Origin of the sequence: Flammeovirga aprica JL-4, from assembly GCF_012844305.1 — a bacterium.
GTDB lineage: Bacteria > Bacteroidota > Bacteroidia > Cytophagales > Flammeovirgaceae > Flammeovirga > Flammeovirga aprica.
The window spans coordinates 67206-93661 of sequence record NZ_JABANE010000024.1 but is presented as its reverse complement, the minus strand read 5'-3'; the positions used below and the strand labels follow the sequence as shown (position 1 = coordinate 93661).

The window sequence follows — 26456 nt, the reverse complement described above, 5'->3', positions numbered from 1 at the left end:
TTATCGAAAAAGTTTTACCACATTCCTTACATTTTAATCGGCCTTGTTTAAAATTATGACCAATTATATTACCTTTATTGTAGTGTCCTCGAGCATGGCAGTGTTCGTTTACACAACAAAAATCCTGAGTGTTTATTTGCATTGTAATACAAATTACTTAATCAGGATTTTATTTTTTGATGACTAACAACACTTAACTAGTGTGCTACCCTTTTTTATGTATTTCCTCTTTTTTGAAGTTAAATTTTATAACATTTATTTCACCGGTAGAAATTTCTTTAACATGATAATTTTTCAGGTTTAAAACACAATCATTTTGTGTATAATTTTTCACATTGAAAAATAGAGATATTATTATTAATATAAACATATTCAAATATTTAATGATTGAAAATTAATGATTTAATCCACTGTGAATATGATCATCCCTCACTATTCTTTGTGTTAAGCCGAAAGGTGTCACTAAGAACTTCCACACTGATTCATGTCTGAGACTTAAAATACAAAAACACTACATTTTCAACTTCTTGACCACTTAATTTGATGAAATAACTAACTAAAAACAATTCATAATGGCTATAACTCACACCTTCTACGATCAAAAAGCAACCTATTTTATCACTATTTCAGTGGTATATTGGATAGATGTTTTTTACTAGAGAAGAATAGCTCACTCCAACATATTCTAAATTGCTTCTTTTACCAGTTAAAACATCTTTTGATTTCTTATTCCCTGAACTATATTTTATAAATAAAAGTATCACAGAAATAACATATCTGATGTTTTATATTGAAGAGTTGAGAGTTCATTTGATCTTGAAATTGAATTTTTCATTGTAATAAGTTACAAACATTTTAAGTTGACACTCCATATTTTACTAAAAATTAAGTAGATGGAGGAAGCAATACATTACTCCATTCATCACCATCAGATTCAGGTACAAATGAAATAAATGTCTCCGTATTATTTTGTTGAATCCATAGACGGTTACACTTATTACACTGATAAATATCTTTTTTAATCTTTGAATAATAGTTGCCATGAATATCACATAACATTTGAGTGTCATCTAAATCTTCTGGATAAGAAAGGGATGAAAAATGCTTTCTGATCCACTCAATCCTTTTACCTGACTTTGTTGCCTCAATTAATGTCTCAATAAAATTTTCTACTTTATCTAAGAAATTATAAAAAGCTCGATCTGGTATTATCTCACCTTTATAGGGTAAGCTATCTGACACATCAGAGATCACGTTACCACATTTACATTTTAATTGACTCATTATTCTTGTATATTTTTTTATTGACTGCTCTATTCTAGGTGATATTAGAAAGACATTTAAATCATAACTCTAAATAAGTAAAAGCATCAACTTAACTTTACAAACAGTCACAAAGATCATACACATAATATTAAATCATAGAACTCAGATACTGACGGATCATTATTATTCAATGCAAGACATTCCTTGAAATATTTGTCAACAATAGAGCTATCGAGTTCATATACACCTAATGTGCTTTTTTGTATTTCAGCTTCAATAACGATTATCATTGAACGAAAAAAAGATTCTGCATCAATACCACAACACATTTTAATTTCTCCTGATAGATCCAAAAGATATACACCCCCTGATTGGCGATCTAATACATAAAATAAATTATAGTTATTATGATTAGCAAAGTGGTAATATTGATTATTAAAATCCATTTCTGAAAATGTTAAAGTAAAATCAACAAATCCATATTTCGCCGGAAAGTCAAAACCATTTCTAAAGTATTCAATTGCCGTCTTATCACCTTCATAATCAGTTTTAATAATTAATTTCACATCATCAAATTTATTCATCTCAAGTGTCAAATAATTATTATAAGCGTTTACAAACGTCTCAATGTAATTTTCCATATTTAATATATAATTGTCAGATCTTTCTCACTTCTTTTCTTGGTATGTCCCACTGAAAAAACACGATAAAAATAAAGATATTGAAAATAATAATCTAATGAATTGCATAGTACAACAATGAAACAAATTTAGGTATAGTTCACTTTAACAGAGCTAAGTTACTAATTTGTCTTTTATGTTATTTAGCTTCTTTTTTAAAAAGTTCCCCAAACTAGTGCTAGTGTTTAGCTGGCGGTATCATTTCATTCATCCTACCAATATTTTTTTATCATAAATACCCTACCATTACATAAAGCTCTTAACTTACATCAGAATAATAAAATATAAAAAACTAACCTCAAACAGCTGATCTCATTGGCCTTTGAGATGAAACAAATTTAGTCATGAGAGTTCTACTATTAATAATTATTGATTTTATGATGGTTCAATGTAAAACCTCAGAAAATTTTGCTGTTACCAAACAAAAAAAGTTTAAATATTCTTGTCAATTATTTTGTGACTCTTTAAATATTCGCAGGCCCGATTTTAGCACTGTTGATTTAGAAATAAGAGTATGGTATGGACTGTTGCATAGTGGTGATCATTCCTTTTTAAAAATCCAAAGAATTAAAGATGGAAGTTGGAGAGGAGAAAGTACACAGTTTAATTTTTATGGTCCCTCACATTTTGACTTTAATAGCCAATTTAGAGCAATTACTTTTACTAGAAATTGGTCTAACACATGGGAAGAAATAGTAGCAAAAGATTACTTAAATCTTCCAACACAAGACGACGTTGATAAACGAATTATTGAAAAGCATTCATTTAAACAAACAGTGTTTTTTGGCGATGGAAACTATTATATAATTGAGGCTCTTACAAAAAATGCAAAAAGAAAGATAATATACTCTAATCCTGAACTTTACTCAGAGCAATATCTTAAGCAAGGTATCAATTCTGTGGATTATTCAGCTTTCTTTAATTTCATCTCTTTATTAAATGATGAATTTAAATTCAAAAAAAAATTAGTCAATTGAACATTATCTCAGATAATCAGGGTTATGGGTATTTAAGTATTTTTCGCCTTTTGAAGTAATTTTATAAGATGGTAAATTTTCACCTGTAACTTTCATTTCTTCATTAAAAATATCCCTTTCCTTCTGCCTTAGCACTTTTCTGTAAGCTCTTATGCTCTGCTTTAAAAGCCCCTTTCTCTTTTTTCTTATCACAAAAACGAAGTAAAATGTCAAGGTTTTGATGCTGTGGGGAGCACTACCAAACTATAATGGGAGTCTATCCACTTGCACTGGAACGGGAAACTCTTTCCCATTACTATGATACCCTCTTTCCCGTGAATAGGTCCTTTTTGTTGCAATCGTACATCCCGGCACTTACACACTGTACATGCCGGGACGTACGGTGTGCGAGTCCTAGGACTTACACACTGTAAGTGCTACTACGTACATGGTGTAAGTCCTAGCACTTGCATGGCTTTAATGCGTAATTACTACAAAATGGATTGATTTTATGCGGGGTATGCTTATTTCAAACTACATTCTAATGCTAATTGTACTATACAAACTAGCCAATCTACGTGAGGGTAGATTGGCTTGGTTTATTGTTATAAGTTACAAACTTAAACTGTGGGAAAGTTCGTAATGACGCCTAAAGGCTTAATATTACAAACAGTGGGGAAACTTATTCAATTGGATCATTCTAAGTAACGCCTACGGCTTGATACTTAGAACAATGGGGGATTCATTTCTTTTTCCAAATTCTTTTTCTGAACATAAAAAAAAGAATAACAAGAAAAATAAAACCTAAAATTAAATATCCTTGTAAAGTCAAGCCAATTCTTATAGTATCCATTTTTTATAAGTCGTATCTGTGTATTACAATATAATAATTATACATATTGGAAGGGAGGGGCTCTATTTCAAATAACTCCAATAATTTTTTGGGAAAGTGAGATACAATAAAATTATCACTTAGGTCATTCTCAAAATCCGTAATTGCAAACTCTTTTACATTATCCCTAGTCAAATATGATTCGATTTCAACCCCATTTTCTTCAAAGTATGAAAATGGATAAGTTTTAATAGGGTGTAAAAAAAATAGAGATTGATCATTAGTATACCTCAATGACAACCAATAAAATAAATATTGTAGAACAGTCCTATAGTCATCTGAAGCATCCTGTAAAAGATCTTCCAACTCAAAAGATGCTATGAACAATTTTTCTTTAGCCTTTTTTTCCTCTAACTTGAGATCTTTTATTAAAGAAAATAAATGTGCAGCATTTCTTTTTAATTCCTCAATATTAGTCTGTTTAAGAAGTATATCATCACGAAGACTAAAATACTTATCTAGATCTTTCTTCTCTAAAACAGACAAACCGTAATCATTTTGAAAATACATCATTGATTATTATCAGCTTTTTCAATTCTTGATTTAACCCCCATTACTCCATTCGAAGCATTTTTTGACAAATCTTTTTCTAATTGTAAGAAACGTTTCTGTTTTCCATCCTCATGAGCTGTAAGCCTTTCATATTCTGATTGCAACAATTGACCATATTGTCTATCATTTGCCACTTTTTCCCATGCCTCTTTATCAACTACCAACACTCCTATATCATTACTCCTCTCACTCCTTGAAATTGTTTGGTCAATACCCTTTGAAATCATATCGTACAAATTTCGAACTGTATTTTTAGAACTTAAAGCTTTTACCTCATAATTTATTCGCCACCATTTGGTTTTCTTTGATAAAAAAGGGACTTCCTGAGAGTAATTTCCAGCAAAATTATAATGTTGAACAGTAAAACCAATATCCGCAAGAAACGGTCCATATTCAAAGTGACCAGATAGTTTTAAGCTTGTAACATCTACTTGAAGTAATTTCCCCTCTGAAGCATTCCAGTAAGGTATGCCAAAATTCACTCTTTTCCCTAAAATTGCTGGTGTCGGAATTGCAGGAGAAACAGGCGAATTCATAACTGATACTTGGGCCTTTCTTGCTCTATCTCGAATTTTTTCATAAATGATCGCCTCTCCAAAAACTCCTTTAAACCTTCTAAATTCGGAATCATTGATTGATCCTCCTCTTTTTACCCATCTATACAATTCTGCATTAGATGTATTGTTTGAAAAAATTAAGGCATTAAAAAAGTTATTATTAAACCCTGTAATTGCTGCCTGAACCCATAATGGTGGAAGTTCAGGTCCTTCCCCATTATTATCAATTAATAAAATTGGGTTATCTGATGCATATATGTATGGAGAATAGAATGGATATTCTTTCCACAAAAGATCAATAGATAAAAATCTACCTATCCTGCTGTCATAAATCCTTGCCCCAAAATCATAATGTGCAAAACTGTCACCTGGGCCATTAAAAGCATTCTCACCTTCCTTACCATTAAACCCAAACCTATAATCAGCCTCTTGGAAAGAACGATCTTCCATGGCTAGACCAAATGGGAAGTAATCTGAAAGTGAAAGGATATCACCATTGTCATGGGTAGTGGCTAGAACGTTGCCTAAGTGATTGGCGTATTCATAAATCCTTTTATAAGAAGCCAATTGATGTACTGCACCTTTACCGTTGTGTTGCCCTAAACGGTTGGAGCCATAAATGGGCAACTCTTTGATTTTAGGTGCTGGTGTGGATGCATCTACCTTATAGATGGACATTACATTGCCAGAGGAGTCCCTCACATAGTAGGTAGTTTTAGGGTTTTTAGAAGCAATGACTTGTTTTGAAATTCTATTGCCTTGTGCATCATAAAGGTATTTGACCGTGGATTTTGGTGCGCTGTTGGCATCAAAACTACTTATTGTTTGATTCTTTATTACACGACTTCCCTAACTACCTCTTATTCAATGCTTCTATTTCTTCAATTGTTAAACCTGTACCTTTTGCTACTTGTTCTATTGATAAGCCCATTTGAAGTAAATTCTTTGCTGTTTCAATAGCCTGTTCTTTTTTTCCTTCTTTGAGTCCTTCCTCCTTACCTATCTCCTTACCTATCTCCTTACCTATCTCCTTACCTATTTCTCTTTCCTTAATTATCGCCTCCATTTCCAAAGTACGCTCCCTACTGGCTTCATCCATAAGATTTACAATATGATTCTTATAGCTTACTTGTTCGGATTTTGACATCTTATCTACTTTCAATATTTCTTTCGCTTGTTCTAGTCCTTTCGCTTTAAAGTCGTCTTTGATTTCATTGTTTTTGAAGTAGTAAATCCATTCATCTAGCGTGTTTCTTGCCACATCGTCAAATTGATTCACCTTGATAATGTAATATTCAGAAAATAAATCAGAGGGCGTTTTTTCCTCTCCTAAGAACACTTTCTGTTTGCCTGATAACTCTAATTTATCTTTTTGATGAATGCCCTTAAAATCAGTTTTGCCATGATAGACATAATCGGCTCCTTGACCCAAATCAAAATACACAATATTCACAGAGTAAACCTTTTTGACATGTTGGTAAGATTCTCCTAATGAAATATACTCTGTAAGTACTTTTGAAGTGCCGTAAAGCATACGTTGAAAGTAATTGTATTCTAGTTGATTCTGTACCTCAATAATCACATATTCTCCTTTTTGGTTTTTTACCAATATATCAACGCGATTGAATTTATCGGAAGCCGTTTCTTGGTTTCCTTCACTTTCTAAAATACTATCAATCGTAAGGTCTTCTTGCATCAATTCAGAAAGAAAGCCTTCTAAAATTACATGATACGCTTGATTTCTTAAGAGGCGTTTTATTGCCCAATCAAAACGTATTAAATCATTTTTCATTATTGTACTTTTTCGTGAAGGAAATGATGGTATTTCCGAAGGTAAAGTTAAGAATAAAATTATTTCTAATGCTTGTTGGGAAATTATTATTTTAGGAATTGTAGTGAGGGATTTTAAATTCTTTTTTATGAAACAAGCCAATCTATTTGGGGGTAGATTGGCTTAATTTGTTGTTTTAAGTTCGGAAACTTAAACAATAATATAGTTCGCAATGACGATAACAGCTTGATAATTAGAACAATGAGGAGGGGTATTATCTTAATTTTACATAATGCCCTTTTAAAGAATATTTAGAAACATATACAAGAGGTACATCGTTCATTGTTAAGCAGTGATTTAAAAAATCTTTAACAATGCTTGTATTCCAGCCTGCACATGCCGCTGCTAAACCATATTTAGGGTCTGAATAATACCTGTTATCAATATCATCACCAAAATGAAAATATTTTTTAATAATTATTTTTTGTTCATCTTCACTTGGTACCACCTTATCATAACCTAATACATTAAGTAACGACTCATTAACAGTATGATCCTCTATATCCCATAATTCGAATAAAGGAGTACAATTCATCTTTGGATGTTCTTTTTAACCTAAAGAACCCTTTTACGAGTGTACTTAAGATAGCACCATTGCTATAAATAGATTTATCTTTTAATTTAAAAAATAAGTATTCTAAAATGGATTTATTATTTTCTTTTACATAAAAATCAATAATTTTTGACACTTTATTATTCCACTCTTTTGAAATAGCTTTATCTAATTCTTTTTCATCATTAAAATTCATTACTTTTTCTGTTTATTAATATATTCTCCATTTCGTTTTTTACCAATTCCCTGAGCATTACTAAAGTGATTTGTACCCTGAGGATTTCCTCTTTTTGGAACAATATGATCAACTTCTGCTTGGAATGGATCTTTTCCTCCTCTTACTCCTGGTACTAAAAAGTCACCTGTTTCATCATCTCTTAAATATCCATTATTATGTTTTTTATTCACTGCTTTAACCTTATTTTTTTGATCTTCAGTGAATTTTTTTCCAATTCCTCTAATATGTGCTTTCTTATCATTTAAATCAAGATCACTATAGTCAGCTCGACCTTTCCATGTTGTTCCCGCTCCTGTAATATATTTCTCTATTGCTTTATCATCAAAACCCATTTTAGAAAGTCCTTTTGCAACAATACCAGAACCATATTTCGATATTAACTCCCCTAAAGCATCCCCTGCAAGATTACTTACAAAACCTGTAGCAAAGTCTTGTAATGCCTGTTCTTTGGAATAGTTAGAACCCGCAGATAAAGCATTGACTAATACATCACCTGAAGCAGTAGCTGCTGCTTTACCAAACTTACCACCAGGTACTTTCCAAGGCATAGCTCCCTCAGCAGCAGATCTACTAACTTGCCACCAATTAACTACTTCAAAAGCTTGATTGATGGTCTCAACATTTGGATCAAAGAAATATGCTATTGCCGCTTGAGTAAGCATATCAGTTGCTCCATTAGCACCTGCTTTTAAAAGAAGCGGGAGAATTGGTAATTTACCATCTGGATCTTTATATACTATAGGATTTTTTAAAGAATAAGAATATGGGGAAAGTCCTGCGATTTGTTTAAATTCTGGATCAACATTCCACCTTCTACCTAATATCGGGTCATAGCCATATCCTCCAAAATCATAATGCTTTCCATTTCCTTTAATTTCATCGTCTTTCTCATGACCTCCGAACCCATACCTATAATCAGCCTCTTGGAAAGAACGATCTTCCATGGCTAGACCAAATGGGAAGTAATCCGAAAGTGAAAGGATATACCATTGTCATGTGTAGTGGCTAGAACGTTGCCTAAGTGATTGGCGTATTCGTAAATCCTTTTATAAGAAGCCAATTGATGTATTGCGCCTTTACCGTTGTGTTGCCCTAAACGGTTGGAGCCATAAATGGGCAACTCTTTGATTTTAGGTGCTTGGAGTAGATGCATCTTACTATAGTTACCACTGATTCCAAAACCATTACCAACTCCCTAACAAGTTTTCACTCCTCTTCCAATGAACTTCTAGCTAAATTCCATTACTTTGTATTTTTATAAAGTTAGACGAGAAGAGATATGTTAGCCACTGTAAAAGAAAAGTTAGTATTAGGAATTGACCCGGGGACGCAGGTGATGGGATATGGTCTTATTTTGGCCAAAGGACAAAAGCTAACGTTGGTGCAGTATGGTGTGATTCATTTGAAAAAATACTCTTCTCATGCGTTGAAACTGAAAAAGATACATGAACGTATTACTTCTATTTTGGAAGAGTATGCTCCGGATGAAGTGGCTTTGGAGGCTCCTTTTGTGGGGCAAAATGTACAGTCGGCATTGAAATTGGGCAGAGCACAGGGCGTAGCGATGTCGGCGGCGCTGATGAGGGATATTCCGATTACGGAGTATGCCCCTAAAAAAGTTAAGGCGGCGGTGACGGGGAACGGAAATGCTTCTAAGGAGCAAGTTTCCAATATGATTGAGAAGCTATTGAAGTTTAAAATTGATGATCAGTCGCTGTTTGATGCAACGGATGCTTTGGGCGTGGCTATTACACATATTTTCCAGAATGGTGTGAATACTTCTAAGAAGAAATCATGGTCTTCCTTTATTGCGAATAACCCGAGCAGAGTTGCAAAAACGAAAAAGTAAGTGGCTAGGAAGCGACACTTTTTTTGATGTCTAATGGTACTTTTACAATAAAAGCACTACCTTTCCCTTCTTCGCTTTCACATACAATATCGCCTTTCATGGCGTCAATAAATTTTTTGGCAATACTCAACCCTAGACCTGTGGAAGACTCCCCATCTGTGGGTTTTGCGGAAAGACGCTGGAATTTCCCAAACATACGCTTCATATCAGTTTTGGAAATACCTGGACCATTATCTTTGATGATGACACTTGCTTGTTCCTCACTACAAACCTTTACTTCCACCTCAATTTTCTCGTCTTTGGGTGAGAATTTTATAGCATTGCTTAGAAGGTTATCAAGTACTTGTCTTACACCGTTAGGGTCTGCAAAAACAGTAACGGGCTTCAATTTCTGTATGATATGAATCCCTTTCTTCTCCGCTGTATGTTCACAGTTTTCCACTACATTTTCCACCACCTCATCTATATCAAAAGAACTCATATTTAAATTCATATGCCCTGCTTCTATGGCTTTCACATCTAATATTCTAGTGATCATTTCGTTCATTCTCAGCAAGGCATTTTTTACTCCTTTTGCACAATCTTGATTGTCTCCTTCTAATTCCACTTCCAAAAGCTGTGAAAGGGTCAAAGCGGAAGTCAAAGGATTTCTTAAATCATGAGCTACGACACCAATCAAATGATTTTTTTCTTCATTCAGGTTATTCAACAACTCATTATGTTCTTTTACTTCTACATTACGGAGGGCTAATTCACTTTGCTGGTGTTGCAGTAATTCGTTGGCCGCGGTGAGTCTTTTGGTCAATTCTCGTTGTTTTAAACGTTCTTTGATAAATACCATAATTACACCAATCAAAAGAAAGGAAATCACCAAAGAAGAGATTGTAACCACTAACTGTTTATCCATGCTTGCTTCCTGTGCTTTTCTTTGCTCTTCCAGCAATTCATTTCTGGCTTTTTGTTCATTGAACTTCACTTGCGTTTCTAACAATGCTACTTCACGCATTTTCTCTTGCGTAAAAACACTATCATACAGGTCATGTGATTGACGTACATATTTTAATGCAGACTTATGGTCTCCTTTTCTTTCATACAGATTTGATAACTGTGAAGAGGCTCCCATTAACTCATGTCTTGCTTCAATAGCTGTCGCTAATGCATAACTTTCTTGAGCATAATATAAAGCGGAATCCAATTTGTTCATATCTATATAAAGCCCCGCAATATTACTTGCTACGGAAGTCAAGCCTCTTTGATCATTTGACTTTTTCAGAATGTTATAGGAGTCTTTGTAAGCCCTTAATGCCTGTCCTATTTCACCCACTGTTCTATAAACGATTGCGATATCATTATAGGAATAAGCCAAAGCATTTCTCTGATTTTCTTTTGTCCTTATACTAATGGCCTTTTTATGATATGCCAGTGATTTCTCGTATTGTTCTTTGTAAAAAAGGATATTAGCCATGTTGCTATAAGCCAATGCTCTTAGACGAGCGGAAGAGGAATCGTTGAGGAGTTCTAATCCTCTTTGATAGTAATCATAGGCCCTTTCGTGCTCTCCTTGCACCTCATAAGCCTTCCCGAGGTTCTGTATTGATACATTCCATGCTGAAGTATCACCGAGGTTCTTGGCAATGTTTGATGACTCAAAATAGTCTTTGAGCGCTTCACTGTATTCTGCCTGATAATAATGCACTACACCTTTCTGATGATACGCTTTTTGGAGGTCTTCCTGATCATTGATCTGCAAAGCCATACTGATAGCTTGATCTGCAAAGTAAAGGGCAGAATCTAAGTCTCTCTGATTATAAAGCCTACAGAGAGACAAGAGGTCTTTCACATATTGTTCATTGACTTCTTGCTGCTTTATTTTTTTCCTTAAACTATCAATTTCGTGGTTTCTATTTGAACTTAAAGATTGGGCAGAGAGTGATAGTGAAGAAAAGAGTGTAACAAATAGTAAATAGTGTTTCAAAAGAATAGCATTATATAGATAATAATAGTTTCCCCGGTGGGACTTCAATATAAAAAGACAACATTAAAGTCAAAAGGTTGCAAGAAAGATTTTCTTTTGGTTTAATATTATTTATGTTAATGAAAAATGAGCGGACCTTCACAAAAAAATCTTATATTCAATAATGTGTTTTACTATTTGTCTTGTTACTGTGTCAAGCTGAATAGAGATTACCTACATTTCTGAACAATCAGATTATTCACCATCTCATCATACTTTTAAATAACAAACTATCTATGTTACAAAAAACAGTACTCATTTTCTTTATTTTATTTTGCTCTGAAAGCCTTTTCGCTCAAGAAATCATAAAAGGTCAAGTTACTGATGCTGAATCAAAAGCTCCTCTCCCTTTTACTAATATTTTATTTTCAGAAAAAGGGACAGGTACTGTATCCAATGCTGAGGGGAACTACACCGTCAACCTTTCAAACCTCAATCCTACTGATTCTATTACCTTTAGCTATGGGGGTTATACGCCAAAAAAGTTTCTGGTCAAAGATCTTCAAAAGGGTACAAATTTGAATGTTGAATTGATGCCTCTTGTGATTAATCTTGAGGAAGTGGTGATTACATCAAAAAATATTTCGGTGAAAGACATTATGAATAAAGTGGAAGAGAATTTTGCTGAAAATTATAAAAAAGAGTATGTGAAAGAAAACCTTTTTGTCCATAGTTTTCATAGGACCACTGTCAATAAAGATGACCCTATTCGATTAAAGAAATCCAGTTTTGAGGGAATTGATCAAGCGAAAAGCCGTAAAATTATTGAAATGCTTCCTGATGAATTTATCAATTATATGGACAGTAAACACACTTGGTATACAGGCAAGGAGGAGCATAAGTTAGTGAATCAAAAATCTATTTCTCTGGAGGAGAGTTCTCTTCAGAAAATCAATAAAGAAATGGAAAATACACTCAATTTTCTGGTGGAAGATATAGAGAGCTCTTTTAATGAGGATAAAGTTTATTATAGAATAAAGTCGGGTATTATTGGTACCAAATTAAAAGATGAGGAAGAGGCAAGTTCTGATTCTCTTAATTTAGAGAACCCAGATGTTTTTGATTCCTTACACTACAATTTTAAAACAAAGTATGTCAAAATCAGCATAGAAGAAGTTTTTGATCAGGTAATGGACATTGATAGTGATTTCATGGAGTTTGTCACCAAAAAAGGAAAGTATAAATACGAACTGGAAGGGGCAACAATGATCGATGATGATGTGGCTTATAAAATTTCCTTTACGCCTAAGGGTGGGAATTTTCAAGGCTCGATCTTCGTTTCTTCTGAGACCTTCGCTATACTTCAAATGAATATTGAATACGCACCTGGAAAAAGAGGCAAACACATTCAGCTTTTGGGTATTGGCTATTCTGAAAACTACAAAAAGATGAGGGTGATTTTTGAGAAAGGTGAAAGCAGTTATTATGTGAAATATATCTACAGTCAAAAAAAGATAAACTTCTCCTTAGAAAGAAATTTCTCTCTTTTAAAAAAGCAGAAACGTTTTATGTTTGATAAAACACTGGAAGAGATAAAGATAAAAACCAACCTGCATATGAGTTCTGATGAAACGAGGGAAATATTGGTGCTTGACCGCGAAAAAATATCTGAAAGTGAATATAATAATTTGAAAGAAAAAGAAATTGTAAAGGTGAAGAGAGAACAACAAAATTCACTTGACCTTTGGGAAGGTGGTACGGTAATCACACCAACAAAATCATTGGAAGAGTATCAGCGAAAGGAAGAAATATAATAAATAGAAAAAGCGGATCCGATAATGAATCCGCTTTTTCTTTATATGATCTACTGCCGTAAGTGCTCTATCAAAATTAGCAGGTATTATTATAACCTGAACGTTACGCCAAACTGACCTCCGGAAACTGTTCCTCCTCCAAATTGAAGATTCAGCCCAATTAAGTCCGTTATAAACCAACGGCCACCTACTTGAATACCTCCACCGAAACCAGTGTTAGCATGACTATATCCATAAAAACCAACATTGGCTCCTGCATATACATCCCACTCGGAAGATAGATTTAATAATCGGTTAAAATGGTAATTACCCACAGCTGATAGTGTCCATGCTGAGCGGTCTTTATGGTTGTCCCAACGGTTATGATAAGAGAAAACCCCACCTACTGAAATGTCAGGATGAAAGCCGGTGTATTCTCCACCAATATAAAATGGAATGCCATGATTACTAAAACCAAATCCTGTGTTTAAAAACCACGCATGGCCTGCAGAATAAGAGCCTCCACTTCTTGAAGTTGTTGTTTTCTGTTGTTTTTCTTGTGCTAGAGATAATGTTGTAATCAATAAACCAGATACTAATAGCAGTACATATCTGAAGTTTGTTGGTTTAATATTCATCATAGTTTTTATTGTTAAACTCAAAACAAATAACGCTGATTGAAAAATACAATTCTGTTAATTGCATCATAATAAAATAAAAAACAGTGATAAATACACTATCACTGTCTTTTCAAGAGCATGTTGCACAAATTATAGATAAATTATAAAAAGGGCAATGCTTTAATACATGTTGTTAGAATTCGAAGGTTATACCAATCCCAACATATCTTTTACATTCTTATCTTCTAGCGTTTTACCCACAAATTGAATTGGAGGCAATTTGAATCCAATCACTAAAATATCGTCCGTTTGTTTTTCAGTTTCCTGCATCCATTCATTGATTGTCATCGCAATAATAGATTTCTGCTCAAACATTGGTTTTTCGGATACTTCCAGAAATAGTTTCCTCATGTTTTTCTTATAAAATTTCTGTCCCTTTTCACCCCCAAACTGATCCTGATAACCATCAGTACACATGTATACAGATTCAATTTGAGCATTAGGATCATCTAATTTTATCACATGATCTGTGAATTTCTGATAGGCTTTTTTCTTGAATACATGTCCGCCAATCGACTGTTTTTCTCCTGGAACTACTTCTATTTCCTGTTGCCCTACAGCATCTTTTTTCACTAAATAAAGAGGATGATGTGCACCAGCAAAAGTCAACTGTCTCTTTTTCTTATTGATGACACAGATACCAATATCCATACCGTCCTTATTGTTCATTTTTTCCTGCTGCAACACTACTCTGATTCTGACATTCAGTTCATCAAGAAGCTGAGCAGGAGTCATATATTCTTTTGAATTAATAAGGTTTGATAATATCTCTCTACCCAAAATAGACATAAACGCACCCGGAACACCATGACCTGTACAATCTGCTACAGCCAAATAAGTGTAATCGCCCTTGCTTTCCATCCAGTAAAAATCCCCGCTGACAATATCTTTCGGTCTGTAGAATACAAAAGCGTCGTGGAATTTCGACTGAATCATTGAGATGTTAGGGAGCAATGCTTGCTGTATTCTTTTTGCATATTGAATACTGCTTGTTTGCTGTGAGTTCTTTTTCTCTAGCTCTTCCAGCGTCCCTTGAAGCAACAAATTACTGCTCATCAGTTCGTCCCTATGTCTGTTGATTTGTTCCGTTTTCTTCAACACCTGCGTTTCCAAGTCCTCATAGTTAACTGCAGTTTGCAATGCACTCACAGCGTACACCACAATACTTCCCAGCATGTTAATCTCAACGTCAGTGTAAGCATTTGGCCTGTCATTGTGAATGGCCAAAACGCCAATTTTTCCTGTAGAAGAAGTCAATGGAAGATAGATCAATGACGCTGCTTTTTTGTGGGTAATTACAGGTAATAAGTGTTTGTAGGGGTTAGGAGTACTTCCCAAGAAATCTTCACAAATGATTGCTTCCTGAGAGTTATAACAAGTTACACCCAAGTGTGTGTTATCAAGAAGAGATCGTTTTAATTCATAATACTGACCTTCTTTATCATACCCTTGGTAATGCATTTTATCTTCATGGACAATCCCCACCATAAACAAAGAGAAATCCAGCACATTACTCAAGGCTCTGTTGAATTCTTCTATGATCTCACTTACAGAGGTGTGGTTACTGATTTTATTACCGATCTGTCTGATCGTGTCTATTTTTTCATAAGTAGTGGCCAATTCTTCTTTCTGCTGAAGGATTTCATCACTTCTCTCACTCATTTTCTCCAACACATAATTGAAGTCCCTTGAAAGATCACCTATTTCATCTTGTGTATTGATGGTATAGATTTTCCCTTGAAACTTATCTTCAACAATTTGATGAATCGATTTTGATAATTTATTAATAGGTTTCCCTAAACGATTCAGGAGGTAATACAATAATAAAGCATTGACTAAAATAATACTGAAAGCAGAAACAAACAGCAGGATCAAATTGATATTCTGCCAATAACGTTCGTACTCTTTCACCACTTCTGAAATATTATGGATATCTTTTTCGATAATGTTCAGGGACACATTCAAATTGTCTTTGATACCCGCATTTCCGAAGTAGCCCAACTGAGCATCCAAAGCGACCAGTTTATGGAAATACTGCTCATAGTTATCTAATGCTCCTTTCAGATACACCCTTCCATATTTATCAGAAACTGTTCTATCAACATCTACTTTCAGCTTCTCAATCACCTTAGAAAGTTTTCCGGCATAGGCTTTATCCTTTCTTAAGATATAGTCTTTTTCATGTCGTCTTAAAGATAGAATCTTCACCTGATCCAATGCATAACCTGAGTTCATTACACTATAAACAGAACGACGCATATCACCTTCTACCCCAAAACTTTTAAATCCTCGTTTAAGCTGAACAGACACTAAAGAATCCAGAGTAGTGTGATACAAAGCAATAGATTTCTCAAGATTACGCAAAGGCATAATCACATTGGCCCTTTTTACATAATCATTGACATAAAAAGCATCTATCTGTTGGTTGATTTCAGCAATCAGTTCTTTGTTTTTGTTGATGTACTTATTTTGTTTGGTCTCGTAGAAAGTAGGATTGATAGTTTCGGTAAGTAAGAAAGATTGCTGACCCGATTTAATTTTTTGGATTTTATTAGAAACAACAGCAAGATCATTCACAACGTTTTCGGCGTTGGTAGTAGTGTTCTTGATATAAGCATACACAAAAAACACCACGCTAATGATCAATAAGTTCGTAGCAAATGACCAAACTAACCTTGTTTTAATACTCTTAGCTTGCCTTTTTTGAGGAGTTAATTTCATAATGGAAATAGTTTTAAAAAGCTGGTATATATCCTTTATGAGCGACAACTTGTTGCCCTTTTTCTGAGAGTGCAAATTTCACAAAACTTTGAACAGTACTCTTTTCTGAATCTCTATAATATAAATAAAGAGGTCTTGAAAGAGGATAGATTTTCTGTAGTGCATTTCTGAAAGAAGGATACACATAATCCTTATTATTGATACTTACAGATATTGGCTGTACTACTTCATCAACATAAGCGATACCACAATAGCCAATAGCACCTTCTTCATCACTTACTTTTTCCACAACGGCGGAGTTAGATTGCACTTCAACACTTCCTTTTCGCATAGGTGCACTGCCCATTACCTCTGACTTAAAGAAACCAAAACTACCTGAGTTCTCATCTCTTGTCACCACTAGAATAGGAATATCTTTCCCTCCTATTTCACTCCAATTAGTAATTTCTCCTTTGAAAATCTTCGCAATAGTCTGCACTGATAATTTCTTCACAGGATTTGAAGAGTGTGTAATAATTGACAAGGCATCAAAGGCAATCACTTTTTCCATTAAGTGATCGTATTGATCTTCAATTCTTTCCTTTTCTCCTACTTTTACTTTTCTTGATGAAAGTGCAAATTGGACTGCATAATCTGACAATCCTCTAAAACCTAATGAACTTCCTCCTCCTTCAACATCAATTGACCCTGAAGAAGAAAAGGTATTTACCAAAGCTTCAACTACAGGGAGCATTGTGTCACTGCCTTGTCCTCTTAATGTGTTTGTTTGTCCGTTCGTTCTAGTAGCAAATACAAAAATATTAAAAAGTATTACTGTTATTAATTTTAAAGATAGATTCTTCATTACTTCAGCATTTAATTCTATCACAAAAGTCGAGATCTAATATTACAAGAATAAGTCGCTATCTTTACATTATCTTGATGTTATAAGTGACCTAAACACACTTAATAGTACAATTATTTCGTTAATAAACCCTCTTTTAAGTCGGAGTTATCAATATTTAGTGATAGTTTAGCACTTTTCTAATGTTAACAAAATGAGAACGATTTGGATTTGGCTATTTAAACTAGCCGGTTGGAAAGTGGAAGGTGTGTTACCTGAAGATGTAAAAAAAATGGTTGTTGTTGTGGGGCCTCATACTAGTTTTTGGGATTTTATGGTAGGTGTGCCTGCACGTGATATAGTAGGAATTAAAGCAAAATTTTTCATTAAAAGCACACTCTGCAAAGGTGTATTAGGTAGATTTTTGAAGTCTCAAGGTGCTATTCCTGTCATTAGAACGAAAAATACACGATTGGTAGATCAAGTAATTGAGCAGTTCAATCAAAGAGAAGAATTAATTATGGCCGTTACTCCTGAAGGAACGCGATCGTATAATGATAACTGGAAAACTGGTTTTTACAGAATTGCTATAGGGGCTAATGTCCCAATCTATATGGTGGGTATGTGCTTCAAAACTAAAAGAATTGTATTTGGTGAGTATATAATCCCATCGGGTAACATTGAGGAAGATACACTTAAAATAAAAACTTATTTGAGTCAGTTTGTGGGTAAACACCCGGAGAAAGGAATCAGATTACCATCTTAATTATTTTCTATTAAACAGAATATCTATTTTTTCTTCCAATAAAAATACCTGAAGTCCAAATTGATAATTTAGCCATACATAACTGTAAGGGCTTAAAGGGGTGTGATTATCCTGATTGTTTTCATTGAGATTTTCTAATTCTTCTCTAGTTGAAGTAAGTCTAAGGTTTTCTTGCATAGGAGTAGTGAATGAATCTTCAGTAAGCTGAGTTATCAAATTATCAAGGTGTGAAGTGAATATTTGATGCTTTTCATGCATGGAATAAAGCTGTGAGATGTATTGATTCCCAATTTCTGAGGCAAATGTAGAAGTGTTCAACAACTCAATTATACCAGACATTCTTCTCAAAATCACTATTGCCTCTTCCAATTCCTTTGATCTATGCTTAAAATGACTACTTTCCTTTTTTACATGCTCAATAATCTTTCTCTGTTTCCGAATAGAAGAAATAATTTTACTGATTTCTAAAAGATAGTTTTCCTCAGCACGTTCACCCTTAACAACACTTTTATATTCTCTAGAAATTAAAGTTAAAGCATTGGCCATTTCAAATTTCAATTCTCTTACTCCCCTGACAGGAAAAATTAATGCAAAAACTAAAGTAATCAATCCACCAAAAATAATATTTCCAGATCTCCACAAAGCCGTTTCGATACTTTCATTCTCATTCACACCTAAAAGAATTATTAATGTCATCACTCCAATTAAGTAAGCATAAGGATATTTTTTGAAGACAAATAATCCAAATAAAGGAATAGTGCCTAGTATGATGAAAGTTTGTATAGGTAGATTATCCTTAAATAATAATAAGGTGGCTACGCCTAATATTGACCCGCTTATTGTCCCTAATATTCTTTGAAGTATACGATGAATAATACCTCCAAATTCTGGTATAGGCCCAATGAGTACCATTGCCGTAATACACACCCATGTTCCATGAGGGATTTTTAATACACTAACAAGAATAAAACTTATCCCCACCAAAAGCATTGTTCTGATCAGGTGAATCCTTTCTACATTTTGATAGATATATGTTTCAATTTTCTTATTCATACCAACTTATAATAATGAAGAGTTAAGAAAGAAGAATGAAGTTGATGCGTATTGCAAATTGTGAGATTCCATTTGATAATAAAAGTAAGCTTACCAAAGTAAAGTAATATTAGAAAGTATATTCATTCTTCATTCTTCATTTAAAATACCTTATTAAAGTATAAAAGAAAAGGCTACCTCTTTCGAAGTAGCCTCTTATTATTTCTAATTCCCAGTCAATATTACATAGACTCGTGGAATGTTCTTTGAATCACCTCTAATTGGTGCGCTCTTGATAATCTGATGAAATTCACAGCGTATCCAGATACACGGATTGTTAACTGTGGATAGTTCTCAGGATTTTCATAAGCATCCATTAAAGTATCTCTGTTCAATACATTCACGTTTAAGTGGTGAGCCATACCGCCTTCTTCAGCGAAGTAACCATCCATCATAGTTACAAGGTTTTTCACTTGAACAGCTCTTTCAGAACCTAATGACTTAGGAACGATTGAGAATGTATTTGAGATACCGTCTTGAGCATCATTGTAGTCTAATTTTGCAACAGAGTTCAATGAAGCAACAGCACCGTTTGTATCACGACCGTGCATTGGGTTAGCACCTGGAGCAAATGGCTCACCAGCCTTACGACCGTCAGGAGTAGCACCTGTTTTCTTACCGTACATTACGTTTGAAGTAATTGTCAATAATGACATTGTAGGTACAGCGTTACGGTAAGTTTTGTGCTTCGCTAACTCAGTGAAGAAGATATGAGAGATTTCTTTAGCGATGTTATCTACATCATCGATGTCGTTACCATATTTAGGGTAATCACCTTCGATTTCGAAGTCAACAGCTAAACCGTTCTCATCACGAACTGGCTTCACTTTAGCATTCTTGATTGCAGATAATGAGTCAGCAATGATAGAGATACCAGCAGCACCGTAAGCCATATCGATACCTGGATCAGTGTCCAAGAATGCGAATTGTGCTTTTTCGTAGTAGTGCTTGTCGTGCATATAGTGAATGATGTTCATCGTCTTCACATAAACACGAGCAACCTCTTGCATTGTTTTCTTGAATTGCGTCATTACTTTGTCGTAATCCAAGTACTCATCGTTAGCCATTGAATCGATACCATTCACTGTCAATACGTTTTTGTTTTCGTCATGACCAGCGTTGATTGCCATCAATAATGCTTTTGGTAAGTTTGTACGTGCACCGAAGAATTGGATTCTTTTACCGATTTCTTGGTAAGATACACAACAAGCGATACCGTAGTCATCTGATCCACGGTTAGGACGCATTAAATCGTCATTTTCGTATTGGATAGATGAAGTATCAATTGATACTTGAGAACAGAAATCTTTGAAACCTTCAGGAAGATCTTTTGACCAAAGTACAGTTAAGTTTGGCTCTGGAGATGCTCCTAAGTTATAAAGTGTTTGTAAGAATCTGAATGAAGTTTTAGTCACTTTAGTACGACCGTCGTGGAATTGACCACCAATAGCTTCAGTTACCCAAGTTGGGTCACCACCGAAGATCTCGTCATAAGCACCTGGACGTAAGTGACGAACCATACGTAATTTCATTACGAAGTGGTCGATATATTCTTGAGCTTCAACCTCATTGATAGTACCTGCTTCTAAGTCTCTTTGGATATAGATATCTAAGAAAGAAGATACGTTACCTAATGACATTGCAGCACCATCTTGCTCTTTTACAGCCGCTAAGTAAGCAAAGTATACTGCTTGTACAGCTTCTTTTGCAGTTTCAGCAGGACGAGTTACGTCTAAACCGTACATTGCAGCCATCTCAGCGATGTCTTTCAATGCAGAAATTTGAGAAGTAATCTCTTCACGTAATTGGATGTTCATTGCGATGTCCGCTCCTGAACCTTCGCTTAAACCTTCCTCGATGTTAGCAAAATCTTTTTGTTTTGCTGCGATTAATTGATCTGTACCGTAAAGTGCTAAACGACGGTAGTCACCGATTACACGACCACGTGCATAGTTATCAGGAAGACCAGTTAAAACACCTAATGAACGGTAAGTTCTAATTTCTTTATCATATGCAGCGAACACTTGGTTGTTGTGATCTTTTGCATAGTTAAATACGTTTTCTACAGCTGGGTTAACCGTTTTACCTTTTTCTTCTACAGCGTTTTTCACTACTCTATAGCCACCGAAAGGCTTCATAGCACGCTTTAAAAGCTCATCAGTCTGTAAACCAACGATTGTTTCTAATTCTTGGTTGATGTAACCTGCTTTATGAGATGTTACAGTAGAGATTGTATCCGTGTCAATGTCACGGCAACCATTATTTTCTCTTTCTTCTTTCATACCTGCTAAGCAGATATCCCAAAGCTTTTTAGTTGCCTCAGTTGCTTCCGCTAAGAAAGAAGCGTCTCCATAATAAGGTGTAACGTTATTTACTACAAAGTCATAAACGTTGATTTCGTTTTGCCACTTTGTTCCTTTTAATTGAGAGTTTAATACAGCGTTTTCCATTCTTCTATTTTGGTTTTTCTTTACAATCTACATTTACACTAAACGGTATTTTTAACGTTCAGATGTCTATGTTTAGTTTTATTAATTAAATCAACTTAAATTCTCTAGCTAGCAACTTTGCTGTCCTTCAAATCTTTTTTAAGCTGTGAATTTTCTTTTTCCATGTCTGGCTTCACAAACATCCACCAGTAAATTGTCCCTACAAAGAAGGCTCCTCCTACGATGTTTCCTAACGTTGCAGGTATTAAATTGGTGATGATAAAATCTGACCAAGTAATGTCAGCACCATTAAACATCGCCGCCGGAATCACATACATATTGGCAATACAGTGTTCGAAACCAAAGGTTACGAAAGTCATTACTGGGAACCAGATTCCGATTACTTTACCCATCACATCTTTTGCAGCGTATGCTTGCCATGCCGCCAAACATACTAGCCAGTTGGCCCCTACTGCTTTAAAGAAAGTCTTATAAAAAGGATTACCCACTTTATGTTCTGCTACACTGATTAATGAGTTATGGAAGACCTCTGCGTCAACCACTCCTGTTAATGTAGTGATGAAGTAAGCCACAAATAGAGATCCTATAAAGTTACCTAAGTAACCAAATCCCCAAACTTTCCCTAGCTTTCCCCAAGACTGATCTTTTGAGAAAACTGAAACGGTCATCATTGCAGTACTTGATGTGAATAATTCTGCTCCTGCAATAATTACTAAAACTAGTCCTACTGGGAAAACTGCACCCATCAGAAACTTTGTGATACCAGGGTTTTCAGCTGCAATTCCAGGTGATCCTCCTCCAACAATTATGGCTAATAAGAATCCGAAGGCTACATACGCTCCTCCTAAAAATCCGAAGACCAACAATTGTTGAATGGACATATTTCCTTTCTGAAGTGCCCCTCCTCTAATATTACTTAAAATCTCTTTTGGCGATGAATATCCCATACAATATGAAAGTTTATAAGATTATCTCTTTGTGATGATACAAATATGAAAGTAGTAGAAATCTATTTCAGTGATCGTCATCACTAAAATTTCGTGATGACATATGATTATACGTAAATAGCTATTTTACACGCAGTTAATTAACACTTATATGCAAAAAACTTTCAAAAAAAGCCCCTTTTTTTATTGTACTTTTTACATATAAATCAAAAAAAAGAAATGAATTTTCTCACTTAGCGTAAAGAATCAAAACGCGAAAATTCGCTTTCCTACAAACGAACATATATATACGCTATTTCATTAATTTTTATTTAGTAAATTGGTTAGACTATTGAAGTTAGAGAACTTTGAGACTAATTTTTTTCAGCGATTTTTACACTATTCCAATCATAATATGGGACATCACCACCATCATTCACACGGACAACATCATGATTCTACCAAGAATATAGGCTGGGCTTTTTTCCTCAACTTATCATTTACCATTTTTGAATTTATCGGAGGTTTTTATACCAACTCCATCGCCATTTTATCTGATGCGGTTCATGACCTAGGAGATACACTGGCAATTGGTGCTGGTTATTTCTTTGAACGGTATTCTAACAAAAAAGAAAATACAACCTATACTTATGGTTATAGAAGGTACTCCACTTTAGCGGCTATTATTAATATCATCGTCCTTACTTCCGGTTCTATACTTATTATAGTAAAGACTATTCCCCGTCTGATAGAACCTGAAGAAGTGCATTCAGAAGGGATGTTGTTGATGGCCTTTATAGGTGTGGCTGTAAATGGTATGGCGGTGTTTAAATTATTTGGAAATAAAAATTCCGCCAATCAAAGGGTAATGATGCTTCACTTGATGGAGGACACCCTTGGCTGGGTAGCGGTATTAATTGGGGCCTTAATCATGAACTTTTATGATATTCCTATTATTGATCCATTACTCTCTTTGGGAATCGCTTCTTTTATCCTTTATAATGCTATTAAAAACCTGATTGGCATTCTCCCTATTTTCCTTCAGGCTGCACCCCATAATATCAATCAGGAGGAAATCATCGATGATTTGAAGAAAATCAATAATGTTGAAGATGCTCATGACCTTCATTTATGGTCATTGGATGGTGAGTTTAATATAATGAGTCTTCATCTTGTAGTGGAAAATTCTACGGATATGTGCCGATGTGCTGAAATAAAGAAAGAGGTGAGAGAAATTATCAAGAAAGATAAGATCAAACATATTACAATAGAGATTGAGCGTTTGGAAGAAGATTGTGTAGAATGACTTTAGGGCGAATTGAATTCGCCCTTTATTTATTACAACTTATTTTTTTGGCTTGTTTCTAAATAGGTCTTTGAATACATCAATGGTAAGTGCCAGTCCCAAAATACCTGCAATTACATAGCCTGCAATAGCGAACTTATTAATGAAGGTGGCATTCTCTGCGACAGCCATAGAGGAAGAAGCAATCAATAAGCAACCTATAATTATACCTATAGTGAGTTTATTGATCCCATTTCTAAAGGAATCCAATATAGGCTGTGTTTCTTCTAAAGTAATCATCACATCAATCTTCCCTTTTTTGATGAGAGCGATGATTTCTTTTATATCTGCCGGAAAGCTTTTGAAATCACGTATACCATATACTAGATCCAATAAAAGTTCTCTCTGTCCTTTTGAGGTAAGAAAGTGCATTTGATACTTTAATATAAAGGGTTTGATTTCCTTCAAAAGATTCATTTTTGGGTTGATCTCTAAAGCGGTCCCCAAAACTAACGCCAATGCTTTAGCTAAAGTAACAAAGTAATTAGGCAGTTTTATATTATAACTGAACATTATTGTCATTACTTTTTCAGAAAAGCTAGCCCACGGTATTGTACTTACATCTTGATCTATAAATTGGAAAAGGTCATGCAGTTGATATTGAAGGTTCTTTCTATTTTCTTTTGTGATTTCATGGGTTAGTGCAATTCTTTTAATAGAATGAATCACTCTATCCGTATTTTTTGAAAGAAACGCCTCCAGAAATTCGCCTATTACAGTAGTATCTTCTTTTAATAAATGCCCAACTATTCCAAAATCAATAAAACAGAGTTTTAAATCTTTTGTGATAAAAACATTACCGGGATGTGGGTCGGCGTGATAAAAGCCATACTCAATAATCTGCTGGAAAAAAGACTTGACTAAGTTTTTACTGATCACTTCTTTTTGCTGTTCAGAAGCCGTTTCAATAAAATCATTCATCTTCGTACCATTGGCAAACTCCATACACAGTAATTTATCTGTGCAGAGTTCCTTGATGACTTTCGGTGCTGTGGTAGTTTTTGAGTTTTTAAAATAACTATAAAACTGTTCTTGATTTCTTTTTTCAATAGAATAATTCAATTCATTTTTTAGAGTGATCTCAAATTCATCAAACAGACGCATCGGGTCCATTTTGGCGATATTCCTGCTCGACCTCACCACAATTCTTAGAATTGAGCGAATAATTCTTAAATCCTCATTGACAGTCGCACTTGCTGATGGTTTTCTTACCTTTAGCACCAAAGGTTTACCATCTCTTTCTACGGCATAAGTCTGCCCTATTGATGCAATACCCAATGGTTTTTCATTAATCTTCGTAAAAGTTTCAAACTCTTCCTCTCCAAGTTCTTCCTTTATCATCTCTTCCACGTTGAAAGACTGATCTTGTTTTACCTCATCCTGAAGCTTCTTGAGTTCTTTTACATATTCTATTGGAATTAAATCTGCACGATTGCTCAACATCTGCCCCAACTTAATAAAGGTTGGTCCTAATTCTTCAATTGCCAATCGAAACCTGACTTCAATAGGTTCTCTTGATACTTCAAGGTGTTTATCTAAAATTTTATTAGGAATAAGGTGGGAAATACTCGAATTGACTAACCAACTCTGAAAACCGTATTTCACCATCACTTGTACAATCTCAATATATCGATTAGAATATGTCGTTTTTGTTTGCATTTGAACATTTTTAATTGAAGTGCAATATAGGAAGAACTAATTCTCGTTTTTTGTTTTTATAAGTTAAGATTTTTATAAAGCATAAGTACTAAGACAAAATTATTTAATACTAATTCTTTTTATTGTTTTGCGAATACTGCCTTAAAAAACAATCAATAGAACCACTATTCATTCGTTTTTTTGTGTCGTCCTCACAAAAAATAATTAAGTATTAATGATTAACTATTTTTGGCTTAGTACATAAAAAAACGAACCAATAAGAAAATCCTATTGGTTCGTTGAGAAAACTAAATAAATACATATTGATATATTATATCAATGCTATTCTGAGTTTATTATTATGATTTGTCTGAACTGTCTATCTTTTTAACTTCTTTATCCTCGTATATTATGTTACGACTTTTTTAAGGGAAAGCGATATCATTTTTTGCTGAAACGACTGTTTTCAGGAATGAAACGTCTTAAGTTAAAACTTAAAAAGAAGGGGTATTTGCTTATAATTAAGTGCTTCTACCGGTACTTTTGAAACGCTGATTTACTCACTAAAAATTGGACATAAAAAAAACGAATCAACAGGAAAATCCTATTGATTCGTCATGGAAATTAATGCTTATAATAATATCAATGGTTAATCTGAGTTTATTATACTACATAATTCTATTGTTACCTCTATTCTGTAGCTATTTATAAAAACTGTCTGTTTATTTGAAATCTTTATCCTCGTGTTTAATGTAACGCCAATAATATCTTCGCAATCAGTCATTTTTACTGAAACGTCTTTTTTAAGGACTGAAACAGCTCTATTGAAGCATAAAAAAAGCTACCCTCTATTATTTAGAAAGTAGCTTCGAAATACAATTTCTGAAATGTATT

The 26456-nt window shown here is 34.3% G+C and carries 23 protein-coding genes; 5 read left to right on the top strand and 18 right to left on the bottom strand.

From position 1 onward, the window contains the following. Positions 1-885 precede the first annotated feature (885 nt). Positions 886-1284: a hypothetical protein gene (locus HHU12_RS11075; RefSeq protein WP_169656807.1), complete on the bottom strand. Its 399-nt coding sequence runs from the start codon at positions 1282-1284 to the stop codon at positions 886-888. Positions 1285-1400: 116 nt separating this feature from the next. Then, the gene (locus HHU12_RS11070) at positions 1401-1907 is read right to left on the bottom strand and encodes a hypothetical protein (protein ID WP_169656806.1); all 507 of its coding nucleotides are present in this window, start codon (positions 1905-1907) and stop codon (positions 1401-1403) included. A 383-nt stretch (positions 1908-2290) separates the two neighbouring features. Here HHU12_RS11070 and HHU12_RS11065 point away from each other — a divergent pair, with 383 nt between their 5' ends. Then, positions 2291-2923 (top strand): hypothetical protein, encoded by a 633-nt coding sequence (locus HHU12_RS11065; RefSeq protein ID WP_169656805.1) that lies wholly within the window; start codon positions 2291-2293, stop codon positions 2921-2923. A gap of 3 nt (positions 2924-2926) precedes the next feature. Here the strand turns inward: HHU12_RS11065 and HHU12_RS35030 are convergent, their stop codons facing one another. The 8 genes from HHU12_RS35030 to HHU12_RS11030 form a co-directional block, all read right to left on the bottom strand. Continuing rightward, positions 2927-3115: a hypothetical protein gene (locus tag HHU12_RS35030; RefSeq protein ID WP_205959857.1), complete on the bottom strand. Its 189-nt coding sequence runs from the start codon at positions 3113-3115 to the stop codon at positions 2927-2929. A 643-nt stretch (positions 3116-3758) separates the two neighbouring features. Then, positions 3759-4307 (bottom strand): hypothetical protein, encoded by a 549-nt coding sequence (locus tag HHU12_RS11060; RefSeq protein WP_169656804.1) that lies wholly within the window; start codon positions 4305-4307, stop codon positions 3759-3761. Next, positions 4304-5605 (bottom strand): RHS repeat domain-containing protein, encoded by a 1302-nt coding sequence (locus HHU12_RS11055; RefSeq protein WP_169656803.1) that lies wholly within the window; start codon positions 5603-5605, stop codon positions 4304-4306. Before HHU12_RS11055 ends, HHU12_RS11060 begins: the two co-directional genes overlap by 4 nt. 151 nt (positions 5606-5756) lie before the next feature. After that, entirely contained in the window at positions 5757-6695 is a 939-nt protein-coding gene (locus HHU12_RS11050; protein WP_169656802.1) for an Rpn family recombination-promoting nuclease/putative transposase, read from the bottom strand. Between the two features lie 253 nt (positions 6696-6948). After that, a complete protein-coding gene (locus tag HHU12_RS11045; RefSeq protein ID WP_169656801.1) occupies positions 6949-7269 on the bottom strand; it encodes a hypothetical protein in 321 nt (106 codons plus the stop codon). Continuing rightward, positions 7217-7483 carry a hypothetical protein gene (locus HHU12_RS11040; protein WP_169656800.1) on the bottom strand — a complete coding sequence of 89 codons (267 nt, stop codon included), beginning with the start codon at positions 7481-7483 and terminating at the stop codon, positions 7217-7219. The genes HHU12_RS11045 and HHU12_RS11040 overlap by 53 nt, the downstream gene beginning before the upstream one ends. Next, a complete protein-coding gene (locus tag HHU12_RS11035) occupies positions 7483-8469 on the bottom strand; it encodes an RHS repeat-associated core domain-containing protein (protein WP_169656799.1) in 987 nt (328 codons plus the stop codon). The genes HHU12_RS11040 and HHU12_RS11035 overlap by 1 nt, the downstream gene beginning before the upstream one ends. 2 nt (positions 8470-8471) lie before the next feature. Beyond that, positions 8472-8678 carry a hypothetical protein gene (locus HHU12_RS11030; protein ID WP_169656798.1) on the bottom strand — a complete coding sequence of 69 codons (207 nt, stop codon included), beginning with the start codon at positions 8676-8678 and terminating at the stop codon, positions 8472-8474. Between the two features lie 126 nt (positions 8679-8804). On the opposite strand from HHU12_RS11030, the gene ruvC reads away from it, so the two are divergent. Next, positions 8805-9374 (top strand): crossover junction endodeoxyribonuclease RuvC, encoded by a 570-nt coding sequence (gene ruvC, locus HHU12_RS11025; protein WP_169656797.1) that lies wholly within the window; start codon positions 8805-8807, stop codon positions 9372-9374. A 4-nt stretch (positions 9375-9378) separates the two neighbouring features. On the opposite strand, the gene HHU12_RS11020 is transcribed toward ruvC, so the two are convergent. Further along, positions 9379-11349: an ATP-binding protein gene (locus HHU12_RS11020; protein ID WP_169656796.1), complete on the bottom strand. Its 1971-nt coding sequence runs from the start codon at positions 11347-11349 to the stop codon at positions 9379-9381. A 275-nt stretch (positions 11350-11624) separates the two neighbouring features. On the opposite strand from HHU12_RS11020, the gene HHU12_RS11015 reads away from it, so the two are divergent. Beyond that, complete coding sequence (locus tag HHU12_RS11015) at positions 11625-13142, top strand: carboxypeptidase-like regulatory domain-containing protein (RefSeq protein WP_169656795.1); 1518 nt, start codon at positions 11625-11627, stop codon at positions 13140-13142. A gap of 89 nt (positions 13143-13231) precedes the next feature. Here HHU12_RS11015 and HHU12_RS11010 read toward each other — a convergent pair whose 3' ends face one another. The 3 genes from HHU12_RS11010 to HHU12_RS11000 form a co-directional block, all read right to left on the bottom strand. Continuing rightward, on the bottom strand, positions 13232-13762 hold the full coding sequence (locus HHU12_RS11010) for a hypothetical protein (RefSeq protein WP_169656794.1): 531 nt from the start codon (positions 13760-13762) through the stop codon (positions 13232-13234). A gap of 186 nt (positions 13763-13948) precedes the next feature. Beyond that, a complete protein-coding gene (locus HHU12_RS11005; protein WP_169656793.1) occupies positions 13949-16522 on the bottom strand; it encodes a SpoIIE family protein phosphatase in 2574 nt (857 codons plus the stop codon). A 13-nt stretch (positions 16523-16535) separates the two neighbouring features. Beyond that, positions 16536-17366, bottom strand: coding sequence for a phosphate ABC transporter substrate-binding protein (locus HHU12_RS11000; protein WP_169656792.1), 831 nt, complete (start codon positions 17364-17366; stop codon positions 16536-16538). Positions 17367-17559: 193 nt separating this feature from the next. Here HHU12_RS11000 and HHU12_RS10995 point away from each other — a divergent pair, with 193 nt between their 5' ends. Further along, the gene (locus tag HHU12_RS10995) at positions 17560-18111 is read left to right on the top strand and encodes a 1-acyl-sn-glycerol-3-phosphate acyltransferase (RefSeq protein ID WP_169656791.1); all 552 of its coding nucleotides are present in this window, start codon (positions 17560-17562) and stop codon (positions 18109-18111) included. Here the strand turns inward: HHU12_RS10995 and HHU12_RS10990 are convergent, their stop codons facing one another. The 3 genes from HHU12_RS10990 to HHU12_RS10980 all read right to left on the bottom strand — a co-directional run bounded on the left by HHU12_RS10990 (position 18112) and on the right by HHU12_RS10980 (position 22600). Further along, positions 18112-19164, bottom strand: a complete 1053-nt coding sequence (locus HHU12_RS10990; protein ID WP_169656790.1) for an FUSC family protein — start codon at positions 19162-19164, stop codon at positions 18112-18114. A 221-nt stretch (positions 19165-19385) separates the two neighbouring features. Beyond that, complete coding sequence (gene pflB / locus HHU12_RS10985) at positions 19386-21653, bottom strand: formate C-acetyltransferase (protein ID WP_169656789.1); 2268 nt, start codon at positions 21651-21653, stop codon at positions 19386-19388. A 104-nt stretch (positions 21654-21757) separates the two neighbouring features. Then, a complete protein-coding gene (locus HHU12_RS10980; protein WP_169656788.1) occupies positions 21758-22600 on the bottom strand; it encodes a formate/nitrite transporter family protein in 843 nt (280 codons plus the stop codon). A 394-nt stretch (positions 22601-22994) separates the two neighbouring features. Between HHU12_RS10980 and HHU12_RS10975 the strand changes: the two genes are divergently transcribed. Beyond that, entirely contained in the window at positions 22995-23885 is an 891-nt protein-coding gene (locus tag HHU12_RS10975) for a cation diffusion facilitator family transporter (protein ID WP_169656787.1), read from the top strand. Positions 23886-23924: 39 nt separating this feature from the next. Here HHU12_RS10975 and HHU12_RS10970 read toward each other — a convergent pair whose 3' ends face one another. Next, positions 23925-25583 carry an ABC1 kinase family protein gene (locus tag HHU12_RS10970; protein WP_169656786.1) on the bottom strand — a complete coding sequence of 553 codons (1659 nt, stop codon included), beginning with the start codon at positions 25581-25583 and terminating at the stop codon, positions 23925-23927. Between the last annotated feature and the right edge of the window lie 873 nt (positions 25584-26456).

Excerpts from the sequence above, each read along its gene's own strand:
- HHU12_RS11075 (WP_169656807.1), bottom strand. The coding sequence starts at position 1,284 with ATGAGTCAATTAAAATGTAAATGTGGTAACGTGATCTCTGATGTGTCA.
- HHU12_RS11070 (WP_169656806.1), bottom strand. The coding sequence starts at position 1,907 with ATGGAAAATTACATTGAGACGTTTGTAAACGCTTATAATAATTATTTG.
- HHU12_RS11065 (WP_169656805.1), top strand. The coding sequence starts at position 2,291 with ATGAGAGTTCTACTATTAATAATTATTGATTTTATGATGGTTCAATGT.
- HHU12_RS11060 (WP_169656804.1), bottom strand. The coding sequence starts at position 4,307 with ATGATGTATTTTCAAAATGATTACGGTTTGTCTGTTTTAGAGAAGAAA.
- HHU12_RS11050 (WP_169656802.1), bottom strand. The coding sequence starts at position 6,695 with ATGAAAAATGATTTAATACGTTTTGATTGGGCAATAAAACGCCTCTTA.
- HHU12_RS11045 (WP_169656801.1), bottom strand. The coding sequence starts at position 7,269 with ATGAATTGTACTCCTTTATTCGAATTATGGGATATAGAGGATCATACT.
- HHU12_RS11040 (WP_169656800.1), bottom strand. The coding sequence starts at position 7,483 with ATGAATTTTAATGATGAAAAAGAATTAGATAAAGCTATTTCAAAAGAG.
- HHU12_RS11035 (WP_169656799.1), bottom strand. The coding sequence starts at position 8,469 with ATGGAAGATCGTTCTTTCCAAGAGGCTGATTATAGGTATGGGTTCGGA.
- HHU12_RS11030 (WP_169656798.1), bottom strand. The coding sequence starts at position 8,678 with ATGCATCTACTCCAAGCACCTAAAATCAAAGAGTTGCCCATTTATGGC.
- ruvC (WP_169656797.1), top strand. The coding sequence starts at position 8,805 with ATGTTAGCCACTGTAAAAGAAAAGTTAGTATTAGGAATTGACCCGGGG.
- HHU12_RS11015 (WP_169656795.1), top strand. The coding sequence starts at position 11,625 with ATGTTACAAAAAACAGTACTCATTTTCTTTATTTTATTTTGCTCTGAA.
- HHU12_RS11010 (WP_169656794.1), bottom strand. The coding sequence starts at position 13,762 with ATGATGAATATTAAACCAACAAACTTCAGATATGTACTGCTATTAGTA.
- HHU12_RS11005 (WP_169656793.1), bottom strand. The coding sequence starts at position 16,522 with ATGAAATTAACTCCTCAAAAAAGGCAAGCTAAGAGTATTAAAACAAGG.
- HHU12_RS11000 (WP_169656792.1), bottom strand. The coding sequence starts at position 17,366 with ATGAAGAATCTATCTTTAAAATTAATAACAGTAATACTTTTTAATATT.
- HHU12_RS10995 (WP_169656791.1), top strand. The coding sequence starts at position 17,560 with ATGAGAACGATTTGGATTTGGCTATTTAAACTAGCCGGTTGGAAAGTG.
- HHU12_RS10990 (WP_169656790.1), bottom strand. The coding sequence starts at position 19,164 with ATGAATAAGAAAATTGAAACATATATCTATCAAAATGTAGAAAGGATT.
- pflB (WP_169656789.1), bottom strand. The coding sequence starts at position 21,653 with ATGGAAAACGCTGTATTAAACTCTCAATTAAAAGGAACAAAGTGGCAA.
- HHU12_RS10980 (WP_169656788.1), bottom strand. The coding sequence starts at position 22,600 with ATGGGATATTCATCGCCAAAAGAGATTTTAAGTAATATTAGAGGAGGG.
- HHU12_RS10975 (WP_169656787.1), top strand. The coding sequence starts at position 22,995 with ATGGGACATCACCACCATCATTCACACGGACAACATCATGATTCTACC.
- HHU12_RS10970 (WP_169656786.1), bottom strand. The coding sequence starts at position 25,583 with ATGCAAACAAAAACGACATATTCTAATCGATATATTGAGATTGTACAA.